The sequence below is a fragment of the Pseudomonas sp. Z2-11 genome (genome assembly GCF_054161305.1).
In genome coordinates this window covers 3,742,985-3,762,733 of the sequence record NZ_CP096395.1, presented here as the reverse complement: position 1 = coordinate 3,762,733, position 19,749 = coordinate 3,742,985, and the positions used below count along the sequence as shown (strand labels likewise).

Annotated in this window: 14 protein-coding genes; all 14 read right to left on the bottom strand. The window is 62.8% G+C overall.

The genetic code is table 11. From position 1 onward, the window contains the following. Window positions 1-83: 83 nt before the first annotated feature. Entirely contained in the window at window positions 84-686 is a 603-nt protein-coding gene (locus M1E16_RS16585) for a glutathione S-transferase (RefSeq protein WP_458127901.1), read from the bottom strand. Beyond that, entirely contained in the window at window positions 683-4,324 is a 3,642-nt protein-coding gene (locus M1E16_RS16580; protein ID WP_458127900.1) for an AAA family ATPase, read from the bottom strand. The genes M1E16_RS16585 and M1E16_RS16580 overlap by 4 nt, the downstream gene beginning before the upstream one ends. Then, window positions 4,321-5,565, bottom strand: a complete 1,245-nt coding sequence (locus M1E16_RS16575) for an exonuclease SbcCD subunit D C-terminal domain-containing protein (RefSeq protein ID WP_458127899.1) — start codon at window positions 5,563-5,565, stop codon at window positions 4,321-4,323. Before M1E16_RS16575 ends, M1E16_RS16580 begins: the two co-directional genes overlap by 4 nt. A gap of 174 nt (window positions 5,566-5,739) precedes the next feature. Further along, entirely contained in the window at window positions 5,740-7,377 is a 1,638-nt protein-coding gene (locus tag M1E16_RS16570) for a BatD family protein (protein WP_434573645.1), read from the bottom strand. Further along, window positions 7,374-9,107: a tetratricopeptide repeat protein gene (locus M1E16_RS16565; protein WP_458127898.1), complete on the bottom strand. Its 1,734-nt coding sequence runs from the start codon at window positions 9,105-9,107 to the stop codon at window positions 7,374-7,376. The genes M1E16_RS16570 and M1E16_RS16565 overlap by 4 nt, the downstream gene beginning before the upstream one ends. Then, entirely contained in the window at window positions 9,104-10,183 is a 1,080-nt protein-coding gene (locus M1E16_RS16560) for a vWA domain-containing protein (RefSeq protein WP_458127897.1), read from the bottom strand. The genes M1E16_RS16565 and M1E16_RS16560 overlap by 4 nt, the downstream gene beginning before the upstream one ends. Then, on the bottom strand, window positions 10,176-10,670 hold the full coding sequence (locus M1E16_RS16555; RefSeq protein ID WP_458127896.1) for a DUF4381 domain-containing protein: 495 nt from the start codon (window positions 10,668-10,670) through the stop codon (window positions 10,176-10,178). The genes M1E16_RS16560 and M1E16_RS16555 overlap by 8 nt, the downstream gene beginning before the upstream one ends. Further along, a complete protein-coding gene (locus tag M1E16_RS16550; protein ID WP_434573652.1) occupies window positions 10,667-11,611 on the bottom strand; it encodes a DUF58 domain-containing protein in 945 nt (314 codons plus the stop codon). The genes M1E16_RS16555 and M1E16_RS16550 overlap by 4 nt, the downstream gene beginning before the upstream one ends. 9 nt (window positions 11,612-11,620) lie before the next feature. Continuing rightward, the gene (locus tag M1E16_RS16545; RefSeq protein WP_039589986.1) at window positions 11,621-12,580 is read right to left on the bottom strand and encodes an AAA family ATPase; all 960 of its coding nucleotides are present in this window, start codon (window positions 12,578-12,580) and stop codon (window positions 11,621-11,623) included. A 733-nt stretch (window positions 12,581-13,313) separates the two neighbouring features. Next, a complete protein-coding gene (locus M1E16_RS16540; RefSeq protein ID WP_458127895.1) occupies window positions 13,314-15,098 on the bottom strand; it encodes an ATP-binding cassette domain-containing protein in 1,785 nt (594 codons plus the stop codon). A 384-nt stretch (window positions 15,099-15,482) separates the two neighbouring features. Continuing rightward, window positions 15,483-16,460 (bottom strand): 2-hydroxyacid dehydrogenase, encoded by a 978-nt coding sequence (locus tag M1E16_RS16535; protein ID WP_458127894.1) that lies wholly within the window; start codon window positions 16,458-16,460, stop codon window positions 15,483-15,485. Window positions 16,461-16,472: 12 nt separating this feature from the next. Further along, on the bottom strand, window positions 16,473-17,771 hold the full coding sequence (locus M1E16_RS16530; protein WP_458127893.1) for an MFS transporter: 1,299 nt from the start codon (window positions 17,769-17,771) through the stop codon (window positions 16,473-16,475). A gap of 83 nt (window positions 17,772-17,854) precedes the next feature. Then, entirely contained in the window at window positions 17,855-18,835 is a 981-nt protein-coding gene (locus M1E16_RS16525; RefSeq protein WP_458127892.1) for a sugar kinase, read from the bottom strand. Then, a complete protein-coding gene (locus tag M1E16_RS16520) occupies window positions 18,828-19,610 on the bottom strand; it encodes a sugar phosphate isomerase/epimerase family protein (RefSeq protein ID WP_458127891.1) in 783 nt (260 codons plus the stop codon). The genes M1E16_RS16525 and M1E16_RS16520 overlap by 8 nt, the downstream gene beginning before the upstream one ends. Between the last annotated feature and the right edge of the window lie 139 nt (window positions 19,611-19,749).

Genomic DNA, 19,749 nt, shown 5'->3' with positions numbered 1-19,749 from the left:
AGCAGACGCCTTGGGTGTAGACCGAATGGGCCTGCTGCGCAGGCCAGCGGGAGCAAGCTCCCTCGCCACGACGGCGATGCAGCTCACTTGGCCATGATCGCTACGAACAGCTCGGAATCCAGGAATTTCTGCAACCAACCTTGCAATCGCGGATAGGGCGCCTGGGCAAACCAGTCGCGATCGACATGGGCGAACTGGCGTATGAAGGGCATCACCGCCACGTCGGCCAGGCTCTGATGCTCCGCCGCCAGGAACGGACGGGTTTCAAGCAGTCCTTCCAGTTTGCGCAGAAAAACTTCGCCTTCGCTGCGGTAGTGTTCCTGCGTGTATTCGGGATGTCGCTCCGGGTATTTGTAGCGGTTCAGGTGAAGCTTGAATACCTGGTCGTTTTCCTCGATCAACGCTGCCGTCAACGCCTGGGCCTTGGCATCGTCCCGTAGCTGCCAGTCCTGCGGATCGTGTTGGGCCAAGGCCCAGCTGATGATCTCCAGGCTTTCATCGATCACCCGGCCATCGACTTGCAGCACCGGCACCGTGCCTTTGCTCGACAGCGTTAGCATCTCGGCGGGCTTGGCCTTCAGGCTGACTTCGACGATCGTCAGTTCGACCGCGCTGTAACCCAACGCCATGCGTGCACGCATGGCATAGGGGCAGCGGCGGAAGGAGTACAGCGTGGCACGGCTCATTTCACCTCCAGCGTGCTAAGCCCATTGCCCTGGCGACGGACCTGGATCTGCACCGGGATCCGCTCATGCATTTCCTGCACATGGGAGATGACCGCGACCTTGCGGCCCTGGGCCTGCAAGCCGTCTAGGGCGTCCATCGCCAGTTGCAGCGATTCGGGGTCGAGGCTGCCGAAGCCTTCGTCGATGAACAACGATTCGATTCTCAGCGTGCTGGACGCCATCGAAGCCAGGCCCAGCGCCAGGGCAAGGGAGACCAGGAAGGTCTCGCCGCCGGACAACGAATGCACCGAGCGCAGTTCATCACCCATTTCCGTGTCCATTACCAGCAGGCCAAGCATGCTGCCGCCGCGCTTGAGCCGGTAACGGCGAACCAGTTGGCGCAACTGGGCGTTGGCATGGTGGACCAGCAAGTCAAGGTTGTACGCCTGGGCCAGTTTACGGAAGCGGTCGCCGGTGGCCGAGCCAATCAAGGCGTCGAGGCGCGCCCAGCGCTGGTATTCGGCATAGGCCTGCTCGATCTGTCGGGCCAGGGCCTGGTTGGCATTCTGCCGACGTTGGTCTTCAGCCTGTTCGGCGCGCAACTCGGCGCAGCGTTGTTCGCTGGCGGCAAACTGCTCCTGCAGCACCGCCAAGGCTTGGGTCAATTTTTCAGGCGGCAGATTGCCGTTGTGTTGGGCCTGGTGGTTGTGCAGGCGCTGCTCGCGTTCGGTGAGCAGGACGCGGGCCTGCTCGATGGCTTTTTCGCTGGTGAGCAGGCGTTGCCGCAGTTGACTGACCTGTTGCTCGTCGAGGCCGAGGAGGGCATCGAGCGCGGCGTCGTCGAGTTCCGGATGAGAAGCGCGCCATTGGGCGATGCCGGCGGCGAGCGTCTGCTGTTCGGCCTCAAGCGACTGGGCCTGCTCATGCCGGGCCTGGAGCTCGGCAGCCAGTTGCACGAGGGTGTTGCGCAACTCCTGTAGCTGCTGACCGGCCGCTGCCTCGGCATGGCGGGCCTGTTCCAGGGCCTGGTCGAGTTGTTGCTGCCATTGTTCGGCACTGGAATGTTCGCCCAGCAGTTGCGTGAGCTTTTGCTGGCAGGTCTGCTGTTGTTCATTCAGTGCGTTGAATTGCTGCTGCGCCGCTTCGAGTTGCTGCACGCGGGTCTGCTGGCGGTCCTGCTCTTTCTCCAGGGCTTGCTGGCGTTGAAGTTGTTCGCCGAGTTCTTCGCGTTGCTGTTCCAGTTGCGCCAGACGCTGGGTGATCCGCTGGTCGAGTCGCATGAACGTCGCGGCGGGATCGCTGCGTAGGGCCTGCAAGGTTTCGGCCGGCAGCAGCGCACTGAAATGCCCGAGCTCTTCGTCCAGGCGCTGGCGGTCGCGAGCCATTTCCTGTTGCTGGTTGCCCAGGTGCAGTGACGCCTGCTGGCTGGCGGTTTCCGCTTCGCGCAGTTGCTGCGCCAGGCGCATGGCGTCCTGTTGCAGGGTGAGCAGGGCGGCCTGGCGTTGTTCGTCCTGGCTGATGCGCAGGTTCAACTGGCTGTTTTGCTGGGCCAGCCAGGCGTCGCGCTGGTCTGGCGCCTGAGCCAGCAACTGCTCCGACAACGGATGGGCTTCGAGGCTTGGCGCAAGGCCTTGTTGCTGGGCGGCGAGTTGTTCCTGTTGCTGTTTGAATTCCTTAAGCTGGGCAATGACCCCACTGTATTGCGCTCGCAGATCGATGACTTTTTCATTGAGCAGGTCGACGGCTCTGCGCGCATTGGCCTCTTCGCTTTCATCGAATCGGCCGAGGCTTTGCAGCAGCGCTTCGGGCTGATGGTAGGGGTGTTCGACGCTGCCGCAGACCGGGCACGGCTGGTTGTCCTGCAACTGTTCGCGCAGTTGCTCGACGCTTTCGCTGCGAGCCAGGCGCTGGCGTTCCAGCAGTTCACGGGTGACAGTCAGGGTCTGTTCGGCAATGGTCAGCTCGGCCTTGGCTTCGCCGCCTTCGCGCCCCAGCCGGTCGCGTTCCTGCAAGGCTTGCTGCTGGCGTAGCTCCAGCTCTGCGCTGCGTTTGTCCAGCTCTTGCTGGCTGGCCCAAAGCCGGGTCAGTTCTTCGAATGCGCGCAGTTGTTTGCGATTGTCTTGCAGCAGGTTGCCGAGCAACTGGATCTGTTCCGCCACCGCTTGCGGTTCGGCCCCGGCTTCCTTGTAGAGCACTTCGAGGTTTTGCCGGCGGGTTGCCAGGTCATCGGCGGCGCGAGTGGCGCTTTGTTCCAGCAGCGCGAGTTCGTCCTGGCCCTTGTTCAGCCGGTTGCCGATCAACATCAACTGTTGCAGGCGATCGCGGTAGGCGGACCAGGCGTCGCCCAGCGGTGCGAGATCGGTACTTTGTTCCAGTTCGCCGGCGATCCTTTGCAGGCGCTCATCAACCTGCCGTTGCTGTTCGAGCAGGGTGTCGATGCTGCGCTGGCCGTCGGTGCAAGCCTGTTGGACCTGTTGCAACTGTTCGGCACCTTGGCCGGTTTCCCTGGCCAGGCGGGCGAGGCTGCTCTGTTCATCGAATGCCTGGCGTAGCAGCGGTGCGTTGTCGGCGCTCTGCTGGCGGGCGGCGGCCAAGGCCAATTGCGCCACGCCCAGGCCTTTCTCCAGTTCGGCCTGTTGCTCATGCAATTCGACTTGCTGCTGGGTCAGTTGCTGGATCCTGACTGCCAGCGGCTCCAGCTGGCGGTTCAATTCCGCCTGGCGGATGAACTGGTGCCGCTGGGGCGCCAGTTGTTCCAGGCGTGTCAGTTTCAGGCTCTCGTCGGCCAGCGCAGCCCAATCGGCCTGTGACTGTTGCAGTTGTTCAGCGGCGCTGGCCTGTTCGTCCTGCAACTGGCGCAGGTCCCTGAGCCAGGTGTGCTGCTGTTCCAATTGCTTGAGCTGTGCCTGCTGGGTCTTGAGCAGTTGCTGGGCGTCGTTGAAGCGTTGGTCCAGCTCGGCGCGGGCTTCGGCGGCCAGCGGCGTGACGCCGGTGGCCTGGTCTTGCAACTGCTTGTGGGTTTCCCTGGCCTGCTTGGCCTTGTCGAAGGCGCGGCGGCCCAGACGCGTATACAGGGCCGTGTCGGTGAGCTTTTCCAACAACTCGCTGCGGTCGTTGTCGTCGGCCTTGAGAAAGGCGCTGAACTCGCTCTGGGCCAGCAGCACCGCGCGGGTGAACTGTTCGAAGTTCAGGCCCAAGGCGGCTTCGAGCTGGGTCTTGTATTCGCCTTTCTGGCTGGCCAGCAGTTGGTTATTGTCCAGGTCGCGCAGGCTCTGGCGGCTGGCCTGCAATTTGCCGCCGGCTTTTTCCCGGGCGCGATTGGCCTCCCAGCGAGCCCGGTAGCGGCGCCCGTCGATACCGCGAAAATCCACTTCGGCATAACCGTCACCGGTGCCACGGCGTAGCAGCGTGCGCGGATCGCCCGTGGCGATCTCGCCGTCGGCGTCCGGTACCTTGGCGTCACGACCGGTGTTGTTCAGGCGCGGCACCGCACCAAAAAGCGCCAGGCACAAGGCGTCTAGCAGCGTGCTCTTGCCGGCGCCGGTGGGGCCGGTGATGGCGAACAGGCCGGCGCTGGCCAACGGCTCGGCGGTGAAATCGATTTCAAACGGCCCGGCGAGGGAGGCGAGGTTCTTCAGGCGAATCGCGAGGATCTTCATGGCTGCTCGCTCTCCATCTGCACGTCTTGCAACAGCACGGCAAAATCCTTGAGGGTCTGTTCGTCCACTTCGTTGCCGTAGGTGTCCTGCCAGGCACGGCTGAACAATTCCTGCGGGCTCAACTGGTCCAGTTCGACCAGCGCGGTGCCGTCCTCGACACCGCTGGAGCCGCCAGTGCCGGCGTACTCGGCGGCAATGCGCACCAGGCGCACGGCTTTGCCTTGCAATGCCGTCTCCACTTGATGGCGCAAGTCGGGCTGCGGCTCGTCGAGGCGCACTCGAACCTCCAGCCAGGGCTGGCGCTGCACGTCCGCCAGCAGGTCGATGTCCGGCAGGTCCTTCAGTTGCAGGAGGATATCGGCCAGCGGCGCCGGGCCCAGGCGCTGCAGGTTGACGGCGCGGGGAATCAGCCGGGGTTCGACGTTTACCAGGGTTTCGCCGTCCAGGGTGACGTCGAGGATCTGGTGCTGATAGCCGATCTCGGAGAACGACAGCGGGATCGGCGAGCCGCTGTAGCGGATGCGCTCTTCACCGTTGACCTTCTGCGGCTTGTGCAGGTGGCCGAGGGCAACGTAGCTGATGCTCGGGCCGAAGAGGCTGGCGGGCAGCGCTTCGGCATTGCCGATGATCAGGCTGCGCTCGGAGTCCTCCGATACCGAGCCGCCGGCCATGTGCGCATGGCTGACGGCGATCAGTGCCTGGCCTTTCTTGCGTTTGTCATTGGCAGCGGCGATCAGCCATTCATGGACCTGGCCGATGCCGCGCAGGTAATCATCCCCCAACTGCGCGCCGGTGACTTCCGCCGGCCGCAGGAACGGCAGCGCCAGGCACCAGGCGCGGACCTTACCCTTGGCGTCGGGCAACGGCAGCAACAGGCGCTCGACGTCCAGTTGTCCATCATCCAGCCACAGCACCCGGCCCAGGGCATGGGTGCGCAAGCGCCGCATCAACGGCGCCGGCAGTTCGATGCGTGAGCCGGAGTCGTGGTTGCCGGCAATCATGACGATGGTCAGGTTGGCGTTTTGTTCGTGGGCGCTGACGATGAAGTCGTACAGCCGCTCCTGGGCTTTGACCGGTGGGTTGACGGTGTCAAAGATATCGCCGGCAATCAGCAGCACATCGGGCTTTTCGCTGCCCAGTTGACGCAGCAGCCAGTCGAGGAAACAGGCGTGTTCGAAGTCGCGATCCTGGCCGTGGAGGTTTTGCCCCAGGTGCCAGTCGGAGGTGTGAAACAGACGCAAGGCAGACTCCAGAATACAGACGATGGCCGCGGGAGGAGAGGCGGCGCAAAAATGCAGAGTTTACTGGGAAACGCGGGGGAGGGGCTGCCCAACTTTGTCGGATGGACCGGCGCGGCTGTTGTGGCGAGGGAGCTTGCTCCCTTGCCACAAAAAGCCCTGCGCAACAAAACCGGGTTATTTGGGATAGAGCGGCGGCAGGCTGGAATCACTGGCAGCGTCCGGCGTTCCTTCCAGAGGCGGAATGGTCCGGATCGCCCGCCACAGGTCTTCCCCTTGCCAATACTGGCCGGTTTCGCTGTAGAGGGCGCCGTTCAAGCCGTCGAGGGCGTCGGACAGTGGCACGAAACGCGCCGCCATGTCGGCCAGGGTTTCCGGTTGCTGTCGAGCCCAGGCATCCAGCGCCTGGCGGGTGGCGTGCGAGTCGTTGGCCAGGCAGGCGCGCTTGAGGTCATCCAGCAGTGTGCGTGGACTCGGCCCGGCCTGGGCCGAGCGCAGGATCGCCGGCTGCCAGCGCGCGCGCCACCACAGGCCGAAGCCGAGCAACGTCGTGCAGGCCAGGATCAACGTACTGAGTTGCCAGTACCAGAGGGTTTCGCTGTCGACAGTGGTGACGATCTGAGTGGTGCCTGCCGGTGTGTCGACCATCAGGCTCGGGTTGTTCGCCACTTGCAGGGTCCGGGCCGGCAGGCTGGTGCGGTCCAGGTGGTCTTCCAGGGTGTTCCACCAGACCACTTCCACCGGCGGCAGCTCGATGGTGCCGCTACGATTGGGCACCAGGGCTTCGCGGTCTTCGCGGCTGCCGACCAGGCCGCGCTCGCTGCTGCGGCTGCTCAGCACCGGCTGGTCGGGGTAGCGCCGCAGGCCATTGATTTCGGTAGGCGGAAGCGGCGGCAACTGGGCGCTGGTCAAGCCTTCCGCCTCCAGGGTCAGGCTGCGGGTGAGCGAATCGCCGACCTGGCTGTGAGTCGGTTCCGGGCTCCAGCTTTCGCTCAAGGACAAGCTGCGCGCCGGCAACCAGGGGAGGTCGGCCGGGTAACTGGCGGGCTTGGGCTTGACGGTCAGTTGCAGTTGCGTGGAACTGACGCGCATCAACTGGCCGGGTTTGGCGCCCGGTGCTGCGGTGCCCTGGGCCGTTGGTTCAACCAGCGTGGCGCTGAAGGTCTGGGCCGGGATCGCCAGTTCGCCGCTGCGCTGCGGGTAGATGCCGTAACGCAACTCGATGACGCCGTGGCGCACATCGTTGATGACTTTTTCGTAGGTGCGCGATTCGCCCAGTTGCTCGGTGCGCGCATCGGGAATGTGCAGCGGTGTCAGGCTGCTGTCGTCGTACAGCGACACCGAATGGTAGATGCGCAGCGTCAGGATGGCCTGGGCCTGCACATACACCTCGCGCTGGTCGAGGCTGGCTTCGATGAACACCGGCGCGAGGGTGCCAGAGGCGTTGCGGGTTTCGCTTTCGATCACCTGCAAAGTGATCGGCTGGCTGCTGACTTCGCCCAGTTGCAGCGGCGGGATCACCACCGTGCCGCTCTGACGCGGCAGCAGCGTGACGATCCAGCGGGTAGTGGCGCGATTCTCGCCGTCAAGGGTGGTCAACTGGTTGACCTGGCGGGTACCGCGCACATCAAACAGTGCCTGGAGCGGGCTCAGGTCAGGTTTGCCGAACAGCGTGGCATCGTTGGACTCCAGCGTCAGCTCGACGGTCTCCCCGGAGTTCAGGCGACTGCGGTCCACGCTGGCAGTCAGCTGCGCGGCCTGGGACCCAGCAGCCCAGAGCAGCAAGACGAGGAGATAGGCGGTGAAGCGGGTCATTGGTGTTTTTCCTGAGCCTGGTGGCTTTGCTGTTCATACCAGAATTTTCGCCTGAGCAGTTCGCCCGGGTTGTCCGGGATCTGGCGCAGCCATTGTTCCAGTGCCTGGCGCTGCTCTTCGGCATTGCGCTGGCCCGCGGCCGGGCGCAGCGGCGGGGTGGTGGTCTGCTCGTCGGGCAGTTCGCTGCCGGGCACGTCCTCGGCGCGGGTCGGTGGCGCCTGGGACCCCGGGGATTGCTCCGGCGTCGCTGGCGCCTCGGAAGAAGGCTGGCCCGGCTCGGAAGACTGATTCGGGGTATCGCTATCCGGCGATTGCTCGGTGGGCGCGGGGTCCTGGTTTTCGTCAGGCTTGGCGGTGTCCGGTGGCGCAGCCTGCTCCTTCAGCAGGCTTTCCACCAAGGCCTTGTTGGTCTGCGCCGGGCGCAGGTCCGGCTGTAATTCCAGCGCTTGCTCATAGGCATCGATCGCGGCCTCCAGTTCGCCGCTGCGGGCCAGAGCATTGCCGCGATTGTAATGCGCGCGGGCATCGTTGCCTTCAGCGAAACGCCGGGCGGCCTCGCTGTACTGGCCGGCCTCGTAGAGGGCGACACCTTGCCATTGGCTGTCCTCGAAGCGAGTGGCGGCCTCGGCCGGGCGTTTCTGCTTGAGCAGGTGCTGGCCCTGTTGATCGGGGCGCAGCCACAGGTCCTCGAATTCGAAGGCATGGCTGGTCTGCGGCAGCGCAAACAGCAGCGGCAGGCAGAACAGCCAGCCCCGACGCCCGGCGCAGGCGGCCAGCAGCAGGAGCGGCAACAGCAGCCAATAACCCTGGTCGGCCCAGGTGTCCAGGCGCAGTTTCTGGCCATCGCTGCGCAGGCGGCGCGGACCGTCCAGCAGGCCCAGGCCGCGCAGGTCGCTGTCGTCCAGGTGCGCGGGACGGTAACGGCCGTCCAGCTCATCGAGAAATGACTTGAGGCTTGGGCTGTCCAGGCGCGGCACCAGGATCGCGCCTTGGGCATCCTTCAGGTAACTGCCGTCTTCCTGGGCCACGGGCGCACCTTCACGCGTACCGATGCCGAGCATCAGCAAACGTGTGGCGGAACCGTCGAGCACCTGGCTTATGCCAAGGCGTTCCTGCTCGTTCAGGGATGAACCGATCAACAGGATCCGGCCGTGGCCGAGCCCGGCCTGGTCCAGCAGCGCCATGGCCTTGTTGACGGCCAGGTCGGCACGGTGGCCGCCTTGCGGCATGATCGATGGCGCCAGGGCTTCGAGCAGGTTGGCGCTGGTGGCCAGGTCGTCGGACAGCGGCACCAGCGTATGAGCGCTGCCGGCATAGACGATGATTGCGGTCTGCGCGTCGCTGCGGTTCTGCAGCACGTCGAGCACTTTGCGCCGGGCCTGTTCCAGGCGCGTGGGCGGGACGTCGGTGGCGAGCATCTCTGGCGTCAGTTCGAGAATAACCACCAGCGGATCGGCGGGTTTCTGGCTGGTCTGTTCGACCCGCGTCCAGCTGGGGCCGAGCAAGGCCAGCACCACCAGCAGCCAGCCCAGCCCGAGGGCGATCCACGGCAGCTTGCTTTCGCGACCACTGCCACCGGTGAGCAGCACGGCATGGAACGCCGGCGGCAGGATCATCTGCCAGCGGCCCACGCGTTTCTGTCGGTGCCACAGTTGCCAGAGCAGCCAGCCCAACAGGGGCAGCAGCAAGATAAAAGCGGGACGCAGCCAATGCGGCCAGAGCGCGATCATCGGCGCCTCCGCAGTCGCAGGCGCTTGAGCCGCTGGCGCCATTCAGAGGTTTGCGAGGGTTGAAACAGCGGCTGGGTGAACAAGCGTTGCAAGGGGTTGTCCGGCCAGCGCTCACGAACCACCAGCAACATGCTCAACAGCAAGGCAACGGCCAGCGGCCAATGATAAAGCGCCTGGGCGGGACGGGCCTGGGTCGGCTGCTGGGTCACCGGTTCGAGTTGGTCGAGGGTGGTCTTGATCGCCAGCAACTGCTCGCCATCCTGGGCGCGGAAATATCGCCCGCCGGTGACCTGAGCGATTTCCCTGAGTGTCGCTTCATCGAGATCCAGGCTGGGGTTGACGCCGAGAAATCCCGCCGTGCCACTTTGCTCCGGATCGGCACCCACGCCGATCGGGTAGATTTTCACGCTTTCGTCGGCAGCCAGCTGGGCGGCAGTCAGCGGGTCGATTTCGCCGCCGTTATTGGCGCCATCGGTGACCAGGATCAGCACGCGGCTGTTGGCCGGGCGTTGCCGCAGGCGTTTGAGGGCCAGGCCAACCGCATCGCCGATCGCCGTGTTCTTGCCGGCAATGCCGATGCGCGCCTCGTCGAGCCAGTGGCGTACGGTGCGGCGGTCGAAGGTCAGCGGCGCCTGCAGGTAGGCCTGGCTGCCAAACAGAATCAGGCCGACCCGGTCACCTTCCCGACCTTCGAGAAAATCCCCGAGCATGTGCTGGACCAGCGCCAGGCGACTGATGTCCTCGTCTTTCCACTGCATGTCAGGAAAATCCATGGACCCGGAGACATCCACCGCCACCAGCAGGTCGCGACCGCTGGCGGCAATCGGCAACGGCTCGCCCAGCCACTGCGGGCGGGCTGCGGCGATCAGCAGCAACAACCAAAGCAGGATGAAAGGCGCCTGCTGGCGCCATGTCGGCAGATTGGCCCGGGCCCGGCGCCCGACCAGCCCTTCGAGGTCCTCGAGGAAACTCACTTTGAGTGCCGGTTCGCCACTGTCCGCTGCGGGCAGCACCATGCGCATCAGCCAGGGCAGCGGCAGCAGGGCGAAAATCCACGGCCAGGCGAACTCAAACATGTTTGCGAATCCACGTCTCGACCGCTTGCGTCAGGCCGGCGATGGCTTTGTCGTCAAGCTTGCATTCGGGCTTGTAGGCACCTTCTACAAGGATCATCCAGCGGGTCAGACCGGCGGCCGGGCAGCGGTTGTCGAGGAAGGCCAGCCATTTGCGCCCGTTGAGAGTATGGCTCTGGCTGTAAGGATAATGGTTGCGGCACAGGCGCTTGAGCAGCCCGTTGAGTTGTTGCAGCCAGGCCCCGGCCGGCGCGCCGTCGTAGGGTTTGGGTAACAGCGCCAGCTCGGCCAGCGCGGCCAGGCGCACCGGATCCAGGGGTTGTTCGGCGCGGTCGTGGGTGCGCTTGGCGGGAACGAAACGGCGCAACTGCCACAAGCCCAGGCCCAGCAATGGCAATAACACCAACAACATCCACCAGCCCGGCGCGGGCGGCCAGAAACCGATGGGCGGCGGCGCCATCAGCGGTTGCAGCTGATCGAGGCTGCTCATCGGGTTTTCCCTGGGCGCTTGGGGTTCAGGTACTCGCGCAGTTGTTCGACCATGTCGCCTTGAGTGCTCAAGGGCAGCATCAGGATCCGCAGCTTCTGCGCCAGCATTTCCCAGCGCTCCAGGCGCGCCTCGGCCTGGGCGCGGTAGGTCTGGCGCAGTTCCAGGTTCAGCGTGTCGAGCTCCAATTGCTCACCGCGCTGGGCAAACCGCAGCAGGCCGGCGGCGGGCAGGGCGTGGTCCAGCGGGTCGGACAGCGGCAGCAGCAACAGGTCGCAATGACGCGACAGCAGGCTCAACTGCTGCTCGGCACCGTCGGAGAGGGCGCGCTCGTCACAGATCACGATCGCCAGGCTGCCGGGCCGCAGGACTTCCCGGGCCCGGCGCAAGGCGACACCGAAGGAATCACGGTCCGACTCGCCTTCGGTGTGCAACGACTGATTGACGCGCACCAGGCGGTTGAGCAGTTGCAGCAGGCTTTGTTTGCTGCGCCGAGGCTTGACCTCGTAATGGCTGTTATTGCCGAACACCAGCCCGCCGACCCGATCGTTATGGCCCAGCGCGGCCCAGCCGATCAGGCTGGCGGCCTGGGCGGCAAGTACCGACTTGAAGACCTGCCCGGAACCGAAGAACAGGCGGTGGCTTTGCTCGATCATGATAAAGATCGGCCGCTCGCGTTCTTCATGGAACAGTTTGGTATGGGGTTCCTGGGTTCGTGCGGTGACGCGCCAGTCAATGGTCCGAACATCGTCGCCGGCCTGGTAGACCCGCACCTGATCGAAGTCCACTCCGCGCCCGCGCAGCTTGGAATGATGCAGGCCGATCAGCGGGCTGCGCTGGCCAGGGGTGGAGAACAACTGCACTTCGCGCACGCGATGGCGCATCTCGATCAGCTCCGAGAGGCTGACGCGGATGCCCGGGACGGGCGCCAGTGGGTTATTCATGATTCATGCTCAAGCGACAGCGACGACGTCGAGAATCCGCTGCACGACCCGGTCCTGGTCGATGCCGGCGGCTTCGGCTTCGAACGACAGGATGATGCGATGGCGCAGCACGTCGAACAGCACGGCCTGGATGTCTTCCGGGCTGACGAAGTCGCGTCCGGCCAGCCAGGCGTGGGCCCGGGCGCAGCGGTCCAGGGCAATCGAGCCCCGCGGGCTGGCACCGTAGGCGATCCACTCGGCCATCTCCGGGTCGAACTTGGCCGGGTTGCGAGTGGCCATGATCAGTTGCACCAGGTACTCCTCCACGGCGTCGGCCATGTACAGCCCGAGGATCTCCTTGCGCGCCGAAAAGATTGCCTGCTGGCTGACGCGACGTTCAGGCTTGGTTTCGCCATTCAACGCCTCACCGCGTGCCTGCTGCAGGATCCGGCGCTCGACCGCGGCGTCCGGAAACCCGATCTTGACGTGCATCAGGAACCGGTCGAGCTGTGCTTCGGGCAGCGGGTAGGTGCCTTCCTGCTCGATCGGGTTCTGCGTGGCCATCACCAGGAACAGTGGCGACAGCTCATAAGTACTGCGCCCGACGCTGACCTGCCGCTCGGCCATCGCTTCGAGAAGGGCCGACTGGACCTTGGCCGGGGCACGGTTGATTTCGTCCGCCAGCACCAGGTTGTGGAAGATCGGCCCTTGCTGAAACACGAAGCTGCCGGTTTCCGGGCGATAGATCTCGGTGCCGGTGATGTCGGCGGGCAACAGGTCGGGGGTGAACTGGATGCGATGGAACTGCGCTTCGATGCCCTCGGCCAGCTCTTTGATCGCCTTGGTCTTGGCCAGCCCGGGCGCGCCTTCCACCAGCATGTGGCCGTCGGCGAGCAGGGCGATGAGCAGGCGCTCGATGAGTTTTTCCTGGCCGAGAATCTGCGTTGAAAGAAAGGTTCGCAGCGCCAGCAGCGCTTCACGATGTTCCATCGGTGACTGTTCCTGGAAAGGGTGGCCCAGGCGTTCCGATAACGCCGGGGCTGGGGGCGATACTTTAATGCATGGCGGGGGGTGGCGACTAACGGGATTTTGATGGAGCGTGCGGATTTGTGATCGGCTTCGGTGTGGTGTGGAAACAACTACCCTGGATGGTTTATTCAGCCGGCCTGTTTCTCACGGCATACTTCGATCCCATTGTGGGAGCGAGCCTGCTCGCGATGGCGGTCTGACAGCTGGCCTGGGGTTTGTTGACTGGGAACATATCCGTTGCTGCGGTAATGGCTGCTTATGGTTCCGCTTTTACAGCGGCTCACTTTTATGAAGCCCGGAAGCCGGCCCAGTCAAAAGTAAGCAAAACGCTTTTGCCCCACCACTCGGCACCTCGCTCACGCTCGGTGTGCCCTCACTCCGGCATTGCTCCGTGGGCCGCCGCGAAGGGCCGTCCCTGGCCCAGCGCGGCTATCCCGGCATCCATGCCGGGATGCCCACTGCGCAACGCCTGCGTTCGGCCAGCGTGGTTAACGGGGCGCCGAAATCAACGTCCACCGCGAGGCGGCCTTAGGGCCGACCTGTCTCTCGGCTATGTTCCAATCCCACTGTGGGAGCGAGCTTGCTCGCGAAGACGGCCGACCATTCAGCCTCCATATCGCCTGAACCACCGCTAATACGAGGGAGCCGAGCTTCTAAAGAAAGCTGGAGTTCAGGTCTATTTCCCGTATTTCGGCTAGGGTCCGGTCTTGATGTCATCAAGCAACAATTTGATTGCTGGCCTGTTGACCAGCTCCCGCCAGTGTCCGTCGTCGACGATTGCACCGTTGTGCAGGACAATCACCCGATCAAAGCGCAACAGATGATCAAGATCATGGGTGACACAGATCAACCCGCGTTTTGAGAAAATATCAAACAGCAGGTCCCATAAGGCATTGGTCAGCCCGGGCTCGATTGATGCACTAGGCTCGTCGAACAAGTTGAATCGTCCAGGCTTGTTGATAAGACGCAGCAGCGACAGACGCTTGGCTTCACCTCCGGAAATATTCGATGCGTGCTCACCGATGGTCCGGTCAGAAACGATTGTTTGAAGCTGCAGTCGCCGTATTGCCCGGTCGAGGCGAGGCGACGATTTAGCACCGAATAGAACGGAGCGTTCAAAGGGACCTTCCAAAAAACGCGGTTGTTGAGGGCAGTACCTCAACGCATTCAAATGAACGCGAGGGTTCAATAGGGAAATCGGGGTGCCATCGATACTGAGCTGATTTCGCGTTTCCAGGTCCAGACCGGCAAGAACTTCCAATAACGTAGACTTGCCTGCACCGCTCTGACCGATGATTGCCACTGATTGATTCTGAATGAAAGTCAGCGCTTGCGTAATCGACAGGCGTACGTCGTCGTTTTCGGTGAGTCCGCATGGCAGCAGAGTCAGTGTCGATGACTCCCGAAAAGAGACCTCCGATTTCCGATCGCAATGGTCAAAGTTCGGGAGCGAAAGCAGGCTCTGAAGTCGACGCTGATCGGCAAGAAACTGATCCGTTACTCGATAGCCCTCCGTCAACGCTGTGATATTCAATAAATAGCTGCCGGCGATTGAAAAAACGGCGACCAGTTGACCGACACTGATACTGGGCTGGATCGAAAGTTGATCAATAACCCCCCATCCCAGCAATCCACCCGTGGAGAGGCTAACGAACAGAATCTTGGCGGCACTCAGAAAACCACCCGAGGTTGCCGCGCCCACCGCAGCGTCGGCGTAGCCTTTAAAAGCCTCGTTTAACGGTTGTATCGCGGTGGGCTCGGCATTTTCCAGCTTTATTGCTTTGCCGGCATTGAGGGTGTTGTACAAATGAGCGCTCAATTCATCTTCCTGCTCGTTGACGGCATCAATGTGTTTTCTGCGCCATCTGATAATCCTGTGGGTAGCAGCTAGATAGATGATTCCTAAACCGGTCATTCCCGCAAAAACTTCACTGCCACCCATGTAAAAAAACGCACCGCCAACAATCAGGAATTCCAGGCACAACGGCAGTCCCACGGTGACAAAAAATGTCAATAGTTGCTCGTGAGCGTTAATCCCACGCTCGACTGATTTTATGAAGTGGCCTATTCGCCATGAGTTGAATCGAGCAAACTCCTTTCGCATCAGGTTTGTCAGCCACTCAATAGACGCGGCCATGACAACCTGTTGAACCAGTTTTGATAGAAAATGGATTTGCAGTGGGCTGATAATCGCTTGGGCGCATCCGGCGGCGACAAGGCCCGCCGTTAGCATGAGTAATGTGTTCGCCGTTGCATCACTTTTGCCATATAACGTGTCGATGATGGTCCCTAGAAGCAGGGGCGGGGCGAGCGCTACTAACTTGAGGGTTATTATTGTTGCGATGGTCGTTAACAGAAGTGTCGTATGTTTTTTGCAGGCTGTTCTAATAAATGTTTGCATAGGGTGCGTACGACCATCTGCGGGTTTTTGGAGGGTTCGACGATCAGCAATTGCGCAATTTTCTTGACGGAATTCCATAGAGTGTTTTGTCAGAACATTTGCTGTCCAGATATTTTATTCCTCTGTTCAGAGTCGCGTCGCGATCACCTGACTTGCACGGTTATGTGCAAGCGCATAATTAATAACAGTAGGGTTATGGATGGGCTAGGGTGCAACTTCCGATGCTTGCGTAGGTTTGGTCTTGGTAAACAGTAGGACGCGCCTGTAAGAAACCGGTTTTCTGTTGAAACTGTTCTTTTTGCTTGTCCAATTCAATGGGTTGAGATGTTTACTCATTCTCGAAAGGAGAGGGTGCGAGATTAATTAGGGTGATTTAGGCCTGAGCAACGCCAGTCAGTCATCAATATTCGGCATAGGTGGAACGGTGGCGAGGAGAGCGCCTCGCCACGTGGAAAAAACCGCTCAGCCTTTCCAGGCCCCCGGATTCACCAGATTCATCGGCCGCTCACCCGCCAACGCCGCCAGCAGGTTGTCCACGGCGCAGCGCGCCATGGCCTCGCGTGTCTCGTGGGTCGCCGAGCCCATGTGCGGCGTCGCCACCACGTTGTCCATCTGCAGCAGTGGCGAGGCCGGGCTCAGGGGTTCATGTTCGAACACATCCAGCCCGGCGCCACGGATCTGCCCGCTGCGCAGGGCTTCGATCATCGCCGCTTCGTCCACGACCTTGCCCCGGGAGATATTGATGAAGATGCTTTCGGGTCGCATCCGTGCAAATGCCTGCGCATCGATAAGCCCTTGGGTCTCAGCAGTAAGGGGCAAGGTCAGGCAGATGAAATCGGCTTCGTGCAGCAGTGTATCGAGGTCGCAGTAGCGCGCATTAAAACGTTGTTCCACCGCAGGCTTGGGCGAGTGACTGTGATAGAGCACCGGCATGCCAAAGCCGAAGTGGCCGCGCTGGGCCAGGGCTTCGCCAATGCGGCCCATGCCGACGATGCCCAGGGTCTTGCCATGGACATCACTGCCGAAATGCCGCGGGCCGATACTTTGCCGCCATTGGCCGGCCCGAACCAGATTGGCCAGTTCGACGACGCGTCGGGCCGTAGCCAGGATCAAGGCGAACCCGGTATCGGCGGTGGTTTCGGTCAGTACATCCGGCGTGTTGGTGAGCAGGATCCGGCGTTCGCTCAGGTAATCGATGTCGTAGTTGTCGACCCCGACCGAAACGCTGGCGATGGCCTCAAGGTCAGGCGCCAGGTCCAGCAGCGGCGCATCGAGCCTCAGGCTCGCGCCCAGCAAGCCATGCGCACTGGGCAGGGCCTCGCGCAATTGCGCGAGGCCTTGGGCGTCGAGGCGTTCGATGAGGGTGACCTGGGCCTGCGCTTGCAGGCGCTCCATCAGTTGCGCTGACAGCGTTTTGTACAACACCACGTGTTTTTTCATGGGAAGCCTCATTCAGGAACGTGCTGGCGCCGGGTTTGGCGTCGCGGTTTTGGACACGACCCGGTCACTGGCGCCGGGCTTGAGGGCGAGGGTCAGCACCACCGACAGCAGCAACGCGCCACTCATCAGCAGGAAGGACATGCCGGTGGAGCCGGTGGAGCCGTTGAGGTAACCCACCAGATACGAGCCGCCGAACGAGCCCAGCGCGCCCATGCTGTTGATCAGCGCCATGGCGCCGCCGGCGACGTTGGCCGGGAGGATTTCCGGAACGATGGCGAAAAACGGACCGTAGGGCGCGTACATGCACGCGCCGGCAAGCACCAGCAAGGCGTAGGACCCCCAGAAATGTTCCGCCCCGAGCAAATAGGAGGCGTAGAAGGCGATGGAGGCGATCAGCAGCGGCGGCCAGACAAAACGCTTGCGCTTCTGCACCTTGTCCGACGCCCAGGAGACGATCAGCATGGCGATCACCGCCGCCAGATAAGGCAGCGATGACAGCCATCCGGCCTCGACCATGTTCATTTTCAGGCCGGCCTTGAGGATCGACGGCAACCACAGCACAAACCCGTAGACGCCGATGCTCCAGCAGAAAAACTGCAGGGCCAGGATGATCACCTTGGGCGAGCGGAAGGCCTCGGCATAGTTTTTCACTGCCTTGATGCCGACCTGTTCGGCCGCCAGCACGGTTTCCAGGTCTTGTTTTTCCTGGTCGCTGAGCCACTTGGCCTGGGCCGGGCGATCATCGGCCAGGCGCCACCAGACAAAGGCCCAGAGCACCGCCGGCAGCCCCTCGATGATGAACATCCAGCGCCAGTCGAATTGCTCCACCAGATAGCCTGAGACCACTGACATCCACAACATGGTCACCGGGTTGCCGAGGATCAGGAAAGTGTTGGCGCGCGAGCGTTCGGCCCGGGTGAACCAGTGACACAGATAGACCAGCATCGCCGGCATCACGGCGGCTTCCACCACGCCGAGCATGAAGCGGATCACGATCAGCCAGTACGCGTTGGACACCACCCCGGTGAGGGTCGCCAGCGAGCCCCAGAGGATCAGGCTGACGAAGATCAGCTTCTTGACGCTGTGCTTTTGCGCGTAGATCGCTCCCGGCACCTGGAAGAAAAAATAGCCGAGGAAAAACAGTGCGCCGAGCAACGAGGACAGCCCCGGGGTGATCATCAGGTCCTCGGCCATGCCCGACGCGGCGGCGAAGCCATAGTTGGCGCGGTCGAGGTAGGCCAGGCTGTAGGTGATGAACACGATGGGCATGATGTACCACCAGCGGCGGGTGGCGAGATTGAGCGTTTGCATGTTGTGACTCCTGAGCTTGTTGTTTTTGTTCAGCAGGTGCGTTTGCGGTGGCTTTTTTCGCGAGCGGGCTCGCTCCCACAGGGTCAGCGGCGGCCCTTGTGGGAGCGAGCCTGCTCGCGATCGGCAGTTTCAAATTCGGCCAGTAATTCTTGGCGTGTCGGCAAGCCTTCCATATCCCCGCGGCTCTGCACCGCGCGGCTGCCGATCCAGTTGGCGCGCTGTACCGCCTCGCTGACGTCGCGGCCTTCGAGCAACGCGCTGATCAGGCCGACGGCAAAACCATCGCCGGCACCGACGGTGTCCACTACTCTGGACACCGGCACGCCGGCGACAAATCCCTGGCCCAGCTGGGTGCGGTAGTAGGCGCCGTCCGGGCCAAGCTTGATCACCACGACTTCGGCACCTTGGTCCAGGTAAAAGGCAGCAATGTCGGCCGGGTCGTCAAAACCGGTCAGCAACCGACCTTCGCCGAGGCCCGGCAAGACCCAGTGGGCAAGGGCGGCATGGCGGTTGATCTCGCTGATCATCAACGCTTCGCTGGCCCACAGGCTCGGGCGCAGGTTGGGGTCGAACGACAGGCTGCGGCCGGCCTCGCGCATGCGGCTCATCAATTCGAAAGACATTGCTCGGGCTGTGTCCGACAGCGCCGGGACGATGCCGGTAGCGTGCAGATGACGGGCGCGGAGCAGGGGCGGTGCGATGGAATCGATCGACAAGTGACTGGCCGCCGAGCCGCGACGGAAGTACTCGACCTGCGGATCGCTGCCGTCATCGGTGCGGGACTTGAACTGGAATCCGGTGGGGTGCGCCGGATCGACCGCCACGTGGCGACAATCCAGGCCTTCTTTCTCCAGCGTCTGCACCACGAAACGTCCCAGGGAATCGGCGCCGACCCGGCTGAGCCAGGCCACCTGGAAACCCAGCCGCGCCAAGCCGATGGCGACATTGCTGTCGGCCCCGGCGATGCGTTTGTGAAACTGGTCGACGCTGGCCAGGTCGCCGCTCTGGTCGGCCACCAGCATCGCCATGGTTTCGCCGAACGACAATACATCGAACTCAGGCATGAGCACTCTCCCGACGCGATTGTCCGAGGCGGGACAGGGTGGCGACATGTTCAGCGGTCAGTTGCGCCAGGTCGTCGCCTTGCAGCGGATACTCGGCGGCGCGCATCACGCCGACGGGCATGTGCTTGAGCAATTGCTCCCAAAGGTGCAGGTCTGCCAGCGCCGGGGGCACGGCGATCAGCTTGCCGTCGTCACGTCGGGCCACGGCCTTGCAGTGCACATACGCCACATGCCGTCCGAGTTGGCGCGCCGCCACGGTGGCCGATTGGTCCTGCCACTGCCAGTTGCCGATGTCGAAGGTCATGGCGACGGGCAACCCCTGTGCTTCAACTGCCGTGAAAAAACGCTGCAGGGGTTCGATCCGTCCGCCCTGCAGGGTCTGGTCGTTTTCCACCAGCAGTTGTACCGCGCTGGTCGCCAATATTGGCGCCAGGGCCGAGAGGTCATGGGAATCGGTGAAGTGGCCTAGGGACACTTTCAGCCAGGACGAGCCGAACGCCTCGCAACGTTGCAAGGCGACCAGCAGAGCGGGATTGGGCCTGGGTTGGCCGGGCAGCCAGAGTTCGAGTGGCGATGAATAGATGCTTGCCAGCCCTTGAGCCCGGGCGCCAGCAGCCAGCTCGTCGGGCTGTTCGTGGGTGAACAGTTCCTCGCGCCATTCGATGCGCGAGGCACCGGCGGCGGCCAGCAGTTCGACGAAGCTGCCTTGGCCGCGTTGGCGCACGAGGTCGGCGCCGAAGCTGGATAGGCTGATGGAAACGTGTGGTCTGGTCATTGTTGTTGTACCTCTGAAACCGGTTTCAGTTTTGTTCAAAAAAAGGGTTTTGCTTCAGGGTCGCTTCGCGAGAAGGCTCGCTCCCACTGGGATCTCCAGTGCGACGCCGATCCAGTGTGGGAGCGAGCCTGCTCGCGAA

Coding starts and splice junctions, on each gene's coding strand:
- M1E16_RS16560 (WP_458127897.1), bottom strand. CDS start 10,183: ATGTTTGAGTTCGCCTGGCCGTGGATTTTCGCCCTGCTGCCGCTGCCC.
- M1E16_RS16535 (WP_458127894.1), bottom strand. CDS start 16,460: ATGAAAAAACACGTGGTGTTGTACAAAACGCTGTCAGCGCAACTGATG.
- M1E16_RS16570 (WP_434573645.1), bottom strand. CDS start 7,377: ATGACCCGCTTCACCGCCTATCTCCTCGTCTTGCTGCTCTGGGCTGCT.
- M1E16_RS16525 (WP_458127892.1), bottom strand. CDS start 18,835: ATGCCTGAGTTCGATGTATTGTCGTTCGGCGAAACCATGGCGATGCTG.
- M1E16_RS16555 (WP_458127896.1), bottom strand. CDS start 10,670: ATGAGCAGCCTCGATCAGCTGCAACCGCTGATGGCGCCGCCGCCCATC.
- M1E16_RS16545 (WP_039589986.1), bottom strand. CDS start 12,580: ATGGAACATCGTGAAGCGCTGCTGGCGCTGCGAACCTTTCTTTCAACG.
- M1E16_RS16580 (WP_458127900.1), bottom strand. CDS start 4,324: ATGAAGATCCTCGCGATTCGCCTGAAGAACCTCGCCTCCCTCGCCGGG.
- M1E16_RS16550 (WP_434573652.1), bottom strand. CDS start 11,611: ATGAATAACCCACTGGCGCCCGTCCCGGGCATCCGCGTCAGCCTCTCG.
- M1E16_RS16530 (WP_458127893.1), bottom strand. CDS start 17,771: ATGCAAACGCTCAATCTCGCCACCCGCCGCTGGTGGTACATCATGCCC.
- M1E16_RS16520 (WP_458127891.1), bottom strand. CDS start 19,610: ATGACCAGACCACACGTTTCCATCAGCCTATCCAGCTTCGGCGCCGAC.
- M1E16_RS16565 (WP_458127898.1), bottom strand. CDS start 9,107: ATGATCGCGCTCTGGCCGCATTGGCTGCGTCCCGCTTTTATCTTGCTG.
- M1E16_RS16585 (WP_458127901.1), bottom strand. CDS start 686: ATGAGCCGTGCCACGCTGTACTCCTTCCGCCGCTGCCCCTATGCCATG.
- M1E16_RS16540 (WP_458127895.1), bottom strand. CDS start 15,098: ATGGAATTCCGTCAAGAAAATTGCGCAATTGCTGATCGTCGAACCCTC.